Source organism: Parasphingomonas puruogangriensis (genome assembly GCF_036663635.1).
GTDB lineage: Bacteria > Pseudomonadota > Alphaproteobacteria > Sphingomonadales > Sphingomonadaceae > Sphingomonas.
This window is the reverse complement of record NZ_JAXOJI010000012.1, coordinates 65,829-77,917: the sequence shown is the minus strand read 5'-3', so window position 1 is coordinate 77,917 and position 12,089 is coordinate 65,829. Positions and strand designations below refer to the sequence as shown.

13 protein-coding genes and 1 tRNA gene are annotated in these 12,089 nt (G+C 64.4%); 6 read left to right on the top strand and 8 right to left on the bottom strand.

The annotated features are described in order from the left end of the window. Positions 1-311: 311 nt before the first annotated feature. From U1739_RS20370 to U1739_RS20360, 3 genes are read left to right on the top strand one after another with little or no spacing between them, the layout of a single operon-like run. Positions 312-1,031, top strand: a complete 720-nt coding sequence (locus U1739_RS20370) for a helix-turn-helix transcriptional regulator (RefSeq protein WP_332710443.1) — start codon at positions 312-314, stop codon at positions 1,029-1,031. 24 nt (positions 1,032-1,055) lie between these two features. Then, the gene (locus U1739_RS20365) at positions 1,056-1,352 is read left to right on the top strand and encodes a TfoX/Sxy family protein (protein ID WP_332710442.1); all 297 of its coding nucleotides are present in this window, start codon (positions 1,056-1,058) and stop codon (positions 1,350-1,352) included. Between the two features lie 60 nt (positions 1,353-1,412). Then, positions 1,413-1,748: a VOC family protein gene (locus U1739_RS20360; protein WP_332710441.1), complete on the top strand. Its 336-nt coding sequence runs from the start codon at positions 1,413-1,415 to the stop codon at positions 1,746-1,748. Positions 1,749-1,901: 153 nt separating this feature from the next. Here U1739_RS20360 and U1739_RS20355 read toward each other — a convergent pair whose 3' ends face one another. Next, a complete protein-coding gene (locus U1739_RS20355; RefSeq protein WP_332710440.1) occupies positions 1,902-2,198 on the bottom strand; it encodes a type II toxin-antitoxin system VapC family toxin in 297 nt (98 codons plus the stop codon). Positions 2,199-2,442: 244 nt separating this feature from the next. Between U1739_RS20355 and acnA the strand changes: the two genes are divergently transcribed. Then, complete coding sequence (acnA, locus tag U1739_RS20350) at positions 2,443-5,127, top strand: aconitate hydratase AcnA (protein WP_332710439.1); 2,685 nt, start codon at positions 2,443-2,445, stop codon at positions 5,125-5,127. A gap of 57 nt (positions 5,128-5,184) precedes the next feature. Continuing rightward, entirely contained in the window at positions 5,185-5,721 is a 537-nt protein-coding gene (locus tag U1739_RS20345) for a pseudouridine synthase (protein ID WP_332710447.1), read from the top strand. Positions 5,722-5,838: 117 nt separating this feature from the next. On the opposite strand, the gene U1739_RS20340 is transcribed toward U1739_RS20345, so the two are convergent. The 3 genes from U1739_RS20340 to U1739_RS20330 all read right to left on the bottom strand — a co-directional run bounded on the left by U1739_RS20340 (position 5,839) and on the right by U1739_RS20330 (position 9,100). Continuing rightward, positions 5,839-7,668: an ABC transporter ATP-binding protein gene (locus tag U1739_RS20340; protein ID WP_332710438.1), complete on the bottom strand. Its 1,830-nt coding sequence runs from the start codon at positions 7,666-7,668 to the stop codon at positions 5,839-5,841. Positions 7,669-7,860: 192 nt separating this feature from the next. Next, positions 7,861-7,935, bottom strand: a tRNA-Gln gene (locus U1739_RS20335). 55 nt (positions 7,936-7,990) lie between these two features. Next, positions 7,991-9,100 carry a branched-chain amino acid aminotransferase gene (locus U1739_RS20330; protein ID WP_332710437.1) on the bottom strand — a complete coding sequence of 370 codons (1,110 nt, stop codon included), beginning with the start codon at positions 9,098-9,100 and terminating at the stop codon, positions 7,991-7,993. A gap of 88 nt (positions 9,101-9,188) precedes the next feature. Between U1739_RS20330 and U1739_RS20325 the strand changes: the two genes are divergently transcribed. Continuing rightward, the gene (locus tag U1739_RS20325) at positions 9,189-9,677 is read left to right on the top strand and encodes a MarR family winged helix-turn-helix transcriptional regulator (RefSeq protein WP_332710436.1); all 489 of its coding nucleotides are present in this window, start codon (positions 9,189-9,191) and stop codon (positions 9,675-9,677) included. Positions 9,678-9,833: 156 nt separating this feature from the next. Here U1739_RS20325 and U1739_RS20320 read toward each other — a convergent pair whose 3' ends face one another. From U1739_RS20320 to U1739_RS20305, 4 genes are all read right to left on the bottom strand, one after another. Beyond that, positions 9,834-10,622, bottom strand: a complete 789-nt coding sequence (locus U1739_RS20320) for a pyrroline-5-carboxylate reductase family protein (protein ID WP_332710435.1) — start codon at positions 10,620-10,622, stop codon at positions 9,834-9,836. Beyond that, positions 10,622-11,119: a type III secretion system chaperone family protein gene (locus tag U1739_RS20315; RefSeq protein WP_332710446.1), complete on the bottom strand. Its 498-nt coding sequence runs from the start codon at positions 11,117-11,119 to the stop codon at positions 10,622-10,624. The genes U1739_RS20320 and U1739_RS20315 overlap by 1 nt, the downstream gene beginning before the upstream one ends. Positions 11,120-11,228: 109 nt before the next feature. After that, entirely contained in the window at positions 11,229-11,495 is a 267-nt protein-coding gene (locus U1739_RS20310; RefSeq protein ID WP_332710434.1) for an accessory factor UbiK family protein, read from the bottom strand. 24 nt (positions 11,496-11,519) lie between these two features. Next, positions 11,520-12,074 (bottom strand): TspO/MBR family protein, encoded by a 555-nt coding sequence (locus U1739_RS20305; RefSeq protein WP_332710433.1) that lies wholly within the window; start codon positions 12,072-12,074, stop codon positions 11,520-11,522. Positions 12,075-12,089 lie beyond the last annotated feature (15 nt).

Here is a 12,089-nt window from a genome sequence, read left to right as displayed (position 1 = left end):
CAGGCAGGAAAAGCTGCTGCCGCCGATCGCAACCTTCGATGAAACGCCCCATCACCGGCCTCCCAAATCAGACCATGATCATAGCATATCAGCGCGTTTCCACACAGCCTCCACCACATATCGCCATTAACGGTCCGCAAAACAGTCGCCAGAAGCGGACGGTCTGCAAGACCACGCATGAACGCTCAGCTGACCAAGCCGAGCCGCCACGGGCAGCCAATCGTTAGCGCGATCTTTCCCATTTCTCCATTTCCGAAGGCAATTTCGGGACATCGATCGACCGAGCGAGATCGATCAGGCAGAATGGCAGCATGTCCCGCGCCGGTCGCCTCTTTGACGTTGTTCAAGTCCTCCGCCGAGGGCGAAGGCCGACCACCGCGGCTGAGCTTGCAGGTGAGCTCGGCGTCTCCATGCGGACGCTCTATCGCGATGTGGCGACGCTTGCCGCTCGCGGTGTGCCGATCAGGGGAGAAGCCGGCGTGGGCTATGTCCTCGATCCCGGCTACTTCCTCCCGCCGCTTACATTCGGGACCAATGAACTCGACGCGGTGCTGCTTGGGCTGAAATGGGTTGAGAAGCGCGCCGATCCCAGCATGGCTCGCGCCGCAGTGGATGCGCTGGCCAAAATCGAGGCAGTGCTGCCGCGATGGGCGCAAGACATTGCCGATACGCCCGGTGTGTTCGTGAGGACCGATCTGCCGCAACCAGTGGAGACGATCGGAACCGAGGTGTTTCGCGATGCGGTTCGGGGATGCCGGAAAGTCCGCATCGCCTATTGCGATGCGAACGGCGTCGAAACCGAGCGGATGGTATGGCCGATCGGGCTTGCCTTTATGGAAGAGGGGCGGGCCATCATGGCCTGGTGCGAGTTGCGGGGGGCATTCCGCTATTTCCATCTGAATCGGATCGCCCGTGCCGACGTAGGTGCCAAGTATCCCGAACGAAGGGCAGTGCTATTGCAGCGCTGCCAGCAGCAGATTGCGGCCGAGCAGCACGATGCTGACACAAGGTGTCAGGAGAGCGTGTTATAGGACCGCAGCGTGAAAGGAACCCGTATGGCGCACGACGTAAAACTGTTGCAGCCAATTCTGGCGAGCGCTGCCCCGCTCGACTCGGATGTCACGTTCCGGCCGATGTTCGGCGGGGTCTTCGCTTATGCGGATGGCAAGCCGTTTGCCTCCCTTTCGGACGTTGGACTGGCCTTGAAGTTGGTCGGCCGCGAGCGCGACGCAATGCTGACGCTGCCCGGGGCTGTACCGCTTCGCTACGACCCCGATGATCCACCAAGCAAATCATATGTCGTCATTCCCGAATACATGCTGTCGGAGCCGGACGAACTCAGGTCATGGTGATCCGCAGCGTCTCTAGCCTTTCCGCCAAGCGCGCTCGTAAGCGTGCATAGGAGACTATTCATGGCACGCATCAACTTCATCGAGCTTCCCGCGCGCGACCTCGGCGCGGCGCGGGCTTTCTACTCGGTCGTGTTCGGCTGGGAACTTACCGACTTCGGTCCCAGCTATTCATGCACCCTGACTGGCAAGGTCGACCTCGGGCTTCAGGGGGACATGAGCGAAGCGCCGGCCATGCCCCTGCCGGTGGTGCTGGTGGACGACATCGCAGCAGCTCAAACCGCCGTCGAGGGAGCCGGGGGGACCATCAGCAAGCCGATCTTCGCATTTCCCGGCGGTCGACGCTTTCACTTCCTCGATCCCAACGGACTTGAGCTGGCGATCATGCAGACGGAGTGATCTGTTTTTTGTCAAATCAGACGGTCGCTCTTCACCACAGTCGACCATTCCCGGAAACGAACCGCTAAACCGCCGGCACCACGCCCCCATAGCGAGCCACATTCGCATCCCCCGAAACGAGCCGCACGCCCTCCACCATCGCCTGCGCGATGGTTAGGCGATCGAAGGATCCTTGTGGACCGGCGGCAAGCCACGCACCATCACAGCCTGCTCGCCGGTCAGAGGCAGTTCGACATATCCATCGGCGAGCAATTGGCGCCGCACGACGAGAGGGTCGAACCGGAAATCTGGTGGGCCCAGCGCGTGCTTGATAGCCACTTCCGCGATGCTGACCGCACTGAACATCAGCACGTTGCCCTCATCTTCGATCAGCGTCCGCGCCTTGATGGTCAATCGCAATGCATTGACCAGCGCCCACAGCAAGACATGGGCGTCGAGCAGCAGCCTCACGCGCGCTGATCGTCCTCTTCGATGTCATAGGTCCGCACAGCAACCTCCCGGCAAGATCACCAGACATTCTCCATTTACCGCGCCCATAAAACGATAACCACACACCCTTCCCCTCGCCCCACCCCCTTGCTAAGGCCAGCCCGACTCTAGCCATTTCGCCCCGGCCAGAGGCGCGCCTTTGCGGCTCCCCCGCTTCCCCACTGCGCGCCCCACGCCCGGGCCCCCAAGGGAAGGACCCGCCTCCATGACCGCCATCGGCCAGGATACACTCGGCACCCGCGCCACGCTCGACGTGAACGGCAAGCAATACGATTATTACTCCCTGGCCGCTGCGGCGGAAAAGTATGGCGATATCAGCCGCCTGCCCTTCTCGATGAAGGTGCTGCTGGAGAATATGCTGCGCTTCGAGGACGGCAAGACCGTCACCGTCGAGGACGTGCAGGCGATCGTCGATTGGCAGCAGGAGCAGCGCTCCAACCGCGAGATTCAGTATCGCCCGGCGCGCGTGCTGATGCAGGATTTCACTGGCGTGCCTTGCGTCGTCGATCTCGCGGCGATGCGCGATGCCATCACCAAGCTCGGCGGCGATGCGGCCAAGATCAACCCGCTGGTTCCCGTCCATCTCGTCATAGATCACTCGGTGATGGTCGACGAATTCGGCACGCCCAAGGCGTTCGAAGAGAATGTCGATCTCGAATATGAGCGCAATTTCGAGCGCTACGAATTCCTGAAGTGGGGCAGCAAAGCGCTGGACAATTTCCAGGTCGTGCCGCCGGGCACCGGCATCTGCCACCAGGTCAATCTCGAATATATCGGCCAGGGCATCTGGTCGGCCGAGAGCAGCGGCGACAATGCCGATGGCCGCATGGTCGCCTATCCGGATACGTTGGTCGGCACCGATAGCCACACCACGATGGTCAACGGCATGGGCGTGCTCGGCTGGGGCGTCGGCGGGATCGAGGCGGAGGCCGCGATGCTCGGCCAGCCGGTGTCGATGCTGATCCCCGAAGTGGTCGGTTTCAAGCTGACCGGCGCGATGGCCGAAGGCATCACCGCCACCGATCTGGTGCTCACCGTCACGCAGATGCTGCGCGCCAAGGGCGTGGTCGGCCGCTTCGTCGAGTTCTATGGCCCCGGGCTCGACACGATGACGCTCGCCGATCGCGCGACCATCGCCAACATGGCGCCCGAATATGGCGCGACCTGCGGCTTCTTCCCGATCGACGCCAAGACGATCGAGTATCTGCGCCTCACCGCGCGTTCGGAAGAAACCGTCGCGCTCGTCGAAGCCTATTGCAAGGCACAGGGCCTGTGGCACGACGAGAACAGCGTCGATCCGGTGTTTACCGACACGCTTGAGCTCGACATGAGCTGCGTCGTCCCGAGCCTCGCCGGCCCGAAGCGCCCGCAGGACAAGGTTGCGCTGTCGAAGGTCGACGAAGTGTTCAACGGCGATCTGTTCAAGCTGTATCACAAGGATCGCCCGACCCGCGTCGCGGTCGAAGGCCGCGAGCATGATCTGGGCGATGGCGACGTCGTGATCGCCGCGATCACCAGCTGCACCAACACGTCCAACCCGTCGGTGCTGGTCGCCGCCGGCCTGGTCGCGCGGAAAGCCAATGCGTTGGGGCTGAAGAGCAAGCCGTGGGTCAAGACCTCGCTGGCGCCCGGCTCGCAGGTCGTCACCGACTATCTCGACAAGGCCGGCCTCACCACCGATCTGAATGCGATGGGCTTCAACCTGGTCGGTTATGGCTGCACCACCTGCATCGGCAATTCGGGGCCGCTCGCCACCGAACTGTCCGCCGCGATCAACGAGAATGATCTCGTCGCCGCGTCGGTCCTGTCGGGCAACCGCAATTTCGAAGGCCGCGTCAGCCCGGATGTGCGCGCCAACTTCCTCGCCTCGCCGCCGCTCGTCGTCGCCTATGCGATCAAGGGCAGCGTCACCACCGACATGGTCGAAACCCCGCTCGGCCAGGGCTCGGACGGGCAGGACGTGTACCTGCGCGACATCTGGCCGTCGAACGCCGAGATCGCCTCGGTGATGACCGCCAATATCGACGACAGCATGTTCCGCAACCGCTACGGCAACGTCTATGCCGGCGACAGCAAATGGCAGGCGATCCAGGTCGAAGGCTCGGACACCTATACGTGGCGCGCCGGCAGCACGTATGTCGCCAACCCGCCCTATTTCGAGGGCATGACGATGACCCCGGCGCCGGTGCAGGACATCATCGACGCGCGCCCGCTGGCGATCCTGGGCGATTCAATTACCACGGATCACATCAGCCCCGCCGGCAGCATCAAGGCCGACTCACCGGCCGGTAAATTCCTGCAAGAACATCAGGTTAGCCGCGCCGACTTCAACAGCTACGGCGCCCGCCGCGGCAACCACGACGTGATGATGCGCGGCACCTTCGCCAACATCCGAATCAAGAACGAAATGGTCCCCGGCATCGAAGGCGGCATGTCGTCATACCAGGGCGAGACGATGGCGATCTACGACGCGGCGATGCGCTTCAAGGCCGATGGCACGCCATTGGTGGTCATCGCCGGCAAGGAATACGGCACCGGCTCGTCGCGCGACTGGGCGGCCAAGGGCACCAACCTGCTCGGCGTCCGCGCCGTCATCACCGAAAGCTTCGAGCGTATCCATCGCTCGAACCTGGTCGGCATGGGTGTGCTCCCGCTGCAGTTCGCCGACGGCGTCACGCGACAGACGCTCGGCCTCGACGGTTCGGAAAGCTTCACCATCACCGGTGTCGCCGAAATCCGCCCGCGCCAGGACGTGACGGTCACGCTGACCCGCGCCGACGGCACCAGCGAGACGTTCGAGACGCGTTGCCGGATCGATACCGTCAACGAGCTCGAATATTTCCTCAACGGCGGCATCCTGCAATACGTCCTGCGCAAGCTCGCCGCCTGACCGACCGGGGCCGCGCGCGACGCGGCCCCGTTTCCGCAGAGGAGACGACCCTCGCTCCTGCTGTTCAACAAGCCCTATGGCGTGCTCTGCCAGTTCACCGACCGCGGCACCGCCGGATCGGATCGCCCGACGCTGTCGGCGTTTATCGACGTGCCTGGCGTGTATCCCGCGGGGCGGCTCGATCTCGACAGCGAGGGCCTGCTGCTGCTAACCGATGACGGGCGGCTGCAGGCGCGCATCGCCGATCCCAAATTCAAGCTGCCCAAGACCTATCTCGTGCGGGTCGAAGGCGACGTGCAGGACGCCGCCTTGCAACAGCTTCGCCAGGGCGTGGAGCTGAAGGACGGCCTCACCCGCCCGGCCGAGGTCGAGCGGATTGATACACCCGATCTCTGGCCGCGCGATCCCCCGGTGCGCTTTCGCAAAAGCGTCCCCGATGGCTGGATCAAGCTGACGATCCGCGAGGGCCGCAACCGGCAAGTGCGTCGGATGACCGCGGCGGTCGGGCTGCCGACGCTCAGGTTGGTCCGCTGGCAGATCGGCGATTGGTCGCTCGACGACCTGCCCCCAGGGGCGTGGCGCGAAGGACTCTAGGTATACCCCTTCCTCGGCGCAGGCCGCGGCCCAGTAGCGAAGGTGGATGTAACGGCGCGCACCGCCACGTAACTCAGGTGCCGCGACTGGGCCCCGGCCTTCGCCGGGTAAAGCGCCTTAAACCGGCTGCACCACCGCAAAGGCCTTCACCCGCCCCCTGTTATCAAGCGCCGGTGGGCCAAACGTCACTTCCTCCGTCAGGTTCGGCTCAAGGCCCTCGGCCTGCAACGCCCATAGCCGCTGGAATGGCCCGCCCGCGCGCAACAGATCGAGCGGCGCGCCGTCCTCCACCACGCGGCCGTCCTCGATCACCAGGATGCGATCGAACGTCACCACCGTCGAAAGGCGATGCGCCACCGCCAGTACGGTGCGGTTGGCCATCAGCGCGTCGAGCCCCTGCTGCACCGCCAGTTCCGAGCCCGTGTCCAGCGCCGAGGTCGCCTCGTCCATCAACACGATCCGCGCATCCTTGAGGAAGGCGCGGGCAATGCCGATGCGCTGGCGCTGTCCGCCCGAAAGATTGGTACCGCGCTCGCCGACGATCGTGTCGTACCCCTCGGGCATCAGATCGATGAACTCGTCGCAGCGTGCCGCTTCCGCCGCCGCGCGCACCTCCGCCGCACTCGCCTCCGGCCGGGCGAAACGGATATTCTCCAGGATCGTGCGGTGGAACAGGATCACTTCCTGCGGCACCACCGCGAGCGTCTCGTGCAGGCTATCCTGCGTGACCGTGTCGACCCGCTGGCCGTCGACCAGCACCGATCCCGCCTGCGCGTCGTACAGGCGCTGCACGAGTTCGAGGATGGTCGACTTGCCCGCCCCCGACGGCCCGACGATCCCGACCTTTTGGCCGGCCGGGACCGCAATCGAGATGCCGTGCAGCACCGGCCGGTGCGCATCATAGCCAAACGTCACATCGTCCAACGCCACCGATCCCTCACCGCGCCGCAGCGGCCGCGCGTGCGGCGCATCCTCCAGCGCGTGCGGGACGCCGATAATGTCGAGCGTCTCGGCGAGATAGCTGAATTGCTGGCGCGTATCGATCAGCGCCATCGCCAGGTCGCGCGAGCCGTGCAGCATGCGGAAGGTCAGCGCGCTGACCACCACCACGTCGCCGGCGGTGATCAACCCGCTCGACCAGCGGCTAACCGACCACGTCAGGGTGCCACCGATCAGCAGTACCAAGGCCACGTCGTGCAAGCCGCGGATCCGTTCGACGAAGAACCAGCCACGCCGCTGCGCCACCGCCTCGTCCTCGAAGATACCGCGCAACCGCGTCAGTTCGCGGCCGCGCGCGGCAAACGTCTTCACCGCGCGGATATTGGTGATCACGTCGACCAACTCGCCCCCGCCATAGCCGGCGCGGCGGGCGAATTCCTTATGATAGGCGTCACCACGCAGGCCCAAAGTGACCAGCGTAACGCTTACCGCGACGAAGAATGCCGCCAGCACCACCGCCATCCACACGTCGATCGACAGGAAGATGATCAGCGCCCCGGCAAAGGAGATCAATGGCGGGGCGATTTCAAGCAGGATGCGCTGGATCAACGCGCCGAACGTGCCGGTCAGCGCGGACACGCGGTGACCGAGCGACCCCGAACGTTCGTTCTGGAAGAAGGACAGTTGATGCCCGGTGAGGTAGTCGAACATGTCGAGCCGGATGCGCACCCCGCTCGCGACCGTCACCCGGCATAACAGGACCACCGCCGTGCGCAGCAACACGCACTCCAGCGCAACCAACCCGACGAACGCGCCCAGCGCGAACTGTACATGGTCCAGCGGATGCACACGCGCGGTCATCGCGTCGATCAACAGCTTCATCGCATATTGCACGCCGACCGAACTCAGCGCGCCGCACGCGACGACGATGCCCAGCAGCAGGAAGGCGAGCGGCCGGGCGGCTACATAATGCGCCAGGAACCGCATGGGTGTCGCGACAAACAGCAATCGAGCGCTCCCTTCATGCCGCACATTCCGCAGTGCAGCATTGGGATACACCCGAAGCGTGGGTAGCATGAACGCTAAATTAATCGGCTACGCTGCGCCGCACAACAAACGGCAAGCCGAACGCACGCTCGCGTTTGACCGCGGCAGTGGTGGAGCGAGCGCGACGATCGGCGAATCGGTATGGTAGGAAATTGGCTGGGGCGGCAGGGTTCGAACCTGCGAATGGCGGCATCAAAAGCCGCTGCCTTACCACTTGGCGACGCCCCAACGAAGGCGGCCTTATAGCGGCGCGCCTCTTATAGAAAACCCCTGAAAGACGAACTTAATCGAGACGGTGCAGCCAGCCGTTCGCATCGGGCGCCGTGCCGCGCTGGATCGCGACCAGCGCATCGCGCATGCGCATGGTCAATTGCCCTGGCCCGCCGCTGCCAATCTCGAACCGGCCCTGCGGCTCGGCCACGCTGCCGATCGGCGTCACCACCGCTGCGGTGCCACAGGCAAACGCCTCGACTAAGCGCCCGCTCGCCGCATCCGCACGCCACTGATCGATCGCATAGGCCTCCTCGCGCACCGTGATGCCTTGGGCGCGGGCGATCTTGAGGATCGAATCGCGCGTGATGCCGGGTAGGATTGTGCCGGTCAGCGGCGGCGTCGCCATGCTGCCGTCATCGAACACGAAGAACACGTTCATGCCGCCGAGTTCCTCGACATAGCGGCGCTCGACCGCATCGAGAAACACCACCTGGTCGCAGCCGTTGCGACTCGCCTCGGCCTGCGCCACCAGGCTGGTGGCGTAATTGCCGCCGCATTTCGCCTCGCCCGTGCCGCCGGGCGCTGCCCGCGTATAATCCTGGCTCACCCAGATCGACACGGTCGGCGCGCCGCCCTTGAAATAGGCGCCGACCGACGAAGCCAGCACGATGTAGAGATATTCCGCGCTCGGCTTGACGCCCAGAAACACTTCGCTGGCGAACATGAACGGGCGCAGATAGAGCGCCCCGCCGTCGCTGGTCGGGATCCAATCGTGATCGATCTTCACCAGCCGCGCGATCGATTCGAGGAACAGGTTTTCCGGCAGTTCCGGCATGGCGAGGCGCCGTGCCGAATTCTGGAAGCGACGCGCATTGGCGTCGGGGCGGAACAACGCCGTGCCGCCATCGGCCAACCGATACGCCTTCATGCCCTCGAAGATTTCCTGCGCATAATGCAGCACCGACGATGCCGGATCCATCGACAGCGGCCCGCGGGCGGTGATCTTGGCATCATGCCAGCCCTTGTCGTCGCTATAGCGGATCACTGCCATATGATCGGTGAACACGCGCCCGAACTGCGGATCGACCAGCCGCGCGGTGCGCTCATGGGTGTCCACCGGCGTGGCATTGGGTTCGTACGCGAAGGTCAGGTTAGCAGTCGGGCTGGGGTTGGCGGTCATCGCGTCCTCGTGGGTACAGGCGCAAGCACACGATTTGCATGCTCAAGGCAGTTGCAGCCGCCTAAGGCGGATGGCAAACGCGGTCAACATGGCCTCCCCCACTCCTTCCGCTTCCCCCCTGTTCCTGCGCGAAACCGAGATTCGCCGCGGCGTCGAATTGCTCTATTTCGGCAACAGCCATCTGACCCGCGCGATCGATCAGGGACTGGCGGCCAAAGGATTGGGCCGCGCGCATCACCGCGCGCTCTATTTCATCGCACGCCAGCCCGATCTGACGGTCAGCCAGTTGCTCGGCTTGCTGGCGATCACCAAGCAGTCGCTGGGCCGCGTGATCAACGAATTGACCGAGCGCGACCTGATCGAGATGCGCCCGGGCGACAAGGACCGTCGCCAGCGCCTGCTCCGCCTGACGCCGGAGGGCAAGGCGTTCGAGAGCGAATTGTTCGAAGCGCTGCGGGAGCGCTTGTCAGCGGCCTATGCCAGCGCCGGCCAGGGCGCCGTCGGGGGCTTCTGGGCAGTGCTCGAAGGGCTGATCCCGGCGGAGGAACGGCCGCGGGTGGAGAGTTTACGGGAGTAGGGCGCATTCCCACCCACCGTTTCTTTTCTACCGCTTCCGCGGCGAAAGCCGGGGCCCAGTCACGAAACGCTTATTGGCGAATGCTGCGTTCCATTATCTCCGCCATCGTGACTGGGCCCCGGCTTTCGTCGGGGAAGTGCTAGCAGGTAAGACAGATCAGCGCGCCGCCGCCGCCATCTCCGCATTACGCCGCACAGCGGCCGCCAGCGTCTCGCGCAGCAAGCCTTTCAGCGCATCATCGCGGTCCAGCACATTGAGCCCTTCGCGCGTCGACCCACCCGGGCTGGCCACGCGATCCGCCAGTACAGCCGGACTATCGACCGCCGCCGCCGCCATCAGCCCGGCGCCCTCGACCGTCGCCACCGCCAGCCGCTGCGCCTGCTCTTGCGTAAAACCCAGCGATACCCCGCCGGCCGCCAGCGCATCGATGAAACGATACAGAAAGCCCGGCCCGCTCCCGGCGAGCGCCGTCACCGCGTCGAACAAGTCAGCCTCGACCCATTCGACCAATCCAAGCGGGGCCATCAACGCCGCGACTGCGGTGCGCACGTCAGGCCCGGCGCTATCAGAGTGCAACCCGACCACGCCCTTACCGATCCCAACCGGCAGGTTGGGCATCGCCCGCACAATGGCGCCGACGCCAAACCTGGCCGCAAGCGATGCCTCATCAACGCCCGCGAGGATCGATACCATTAACGGAACACCGGCAATGCGCTCGGCAAAGCGCGCAGCAATATCGTCGATCTGCTGCGGTTTCATGCCCAGCATCACCAGATCGGGGAGCGGCCCCGCCAGCAGGCCGCGCGCCTGGCGCACGCCTTCGGGCAAATCCCGATCGGCGCGATTGACCACGTCGACGTCATGCGCCGCAACCGCCCCGGTATCGATCCAACGGCGCAGCATAGCACCGCCCATATTGCCGCACCCGATCATCCAAATCCGCATCAGGCCTCGCCTTGTGTCTCGGTCATCGCGGCGGCCAGCGCTTCCTTGGGGCTCTTGCCGCCCCACATGACGAACTGGAATACGGGGTAGAAGCGCTCGCACTCGTCGATCGCAGATTCGACCAACAGTTCCGCGGCGCCCAGCGACAGCGTCCCGCCCTCGCCTTCGATCATCGCGGCGTGGCGGTACAGTAGAATCCCGCTCGACGACCAGAGCTCGAAATGGCCGACCCATAACTGCTCGTTGATCAGCCCGATCGCCTCGTAGACCGCCGCCCGGCGCTCGTCCGACACGCGAATGTCCGGAAAGGCCAGAAACTGCAGCACGCTGTCCTCGTCGCGCCACAAGGCACGCAACTCGTACGTCGTCCAACTGCCCTTAACCTTGGCGATCACCTCGTCGTCGAGCCGCTCATGCTCCCAGCCATGGGCCGAGAAATAGCTTTCGAGCATGTCGATCGGCGCGGCATCGTCGCGGTCGTCATCGGCATCGAGCATCATGCGAAACCCTCCGCGGTCCATACCACCGGACGGGGCGTGCCCCGCCCGGCCGATATCCGCAACATGGAGGTGGACAAAGCTGTCAATAAAACTGTGGAAAAGATGCTTATGCCCCCGTGGTTGGTGCCTGAGCGGCCTTGGCTTCGAGCATGTCGATGCGCGCGCGCAGCACGTCGTTTTCGTCGCGCGCGGCCGCGGCCATCGCCTTGACCGCATCGAATTCGTCGCGGCTGACGAAATCGAGCCCGCCGATCCATTCCTTGGCGCGGCTGCGGGCGCCTGCCTCGGCTTCGCGACCGACACCGGCCAGCGTGCCGGCGGCGCCGTTCACGAACTTCACGAAGTCGTCGAAAATCTTGTTGTCGGCCTGCATGTCGTCAAAATCCTGCGCTAAGTGTCACAGCGTTATTTGGGTGGTGGTGGAAGACGGCACAAGGGTTGCCGCATCGGGGTTCAGCCGGTGGACCTGGAAGTTGAGGATCGCCGCACAGACCAGCCAGGCAAGATACGGCACCATGAGCCACGCCGCCGCGCTGCGAATCCGCCCGAATACCAACGTCGTGGCAAGCGCCGCCGCGAACATCACGCCGATCACGATCAATGCAGCGAACACCTGGTGCGCACCGAAGAATAACGGGCTCCAGATCAGGTTGATGACCAATTGCACCGCAAACAGGCCGATCGCGAGCCCGCGCAATCTCGCGCCGCGCGCATGAATGATCATCGCCAGCGCCAAGCCCATCAGGATGTAGAGTGTCGTCCAGGCGACCGGAAACGCCCAATCGGGCGGCGTCGCGGCCGGCTTGACCAACGCCTTGTACCACAGATTATCGGAACCCATCGGCACCAGTCGCGCCGAAGCAAAGCCAAGCAATAGGATGAACGGCACCGTCACCACCGCCCAGCGCAGATAGGCGAGGCGCAATTGCTGTTTCGATGCGATTTCCCTCAACGCCTACACCCTTCA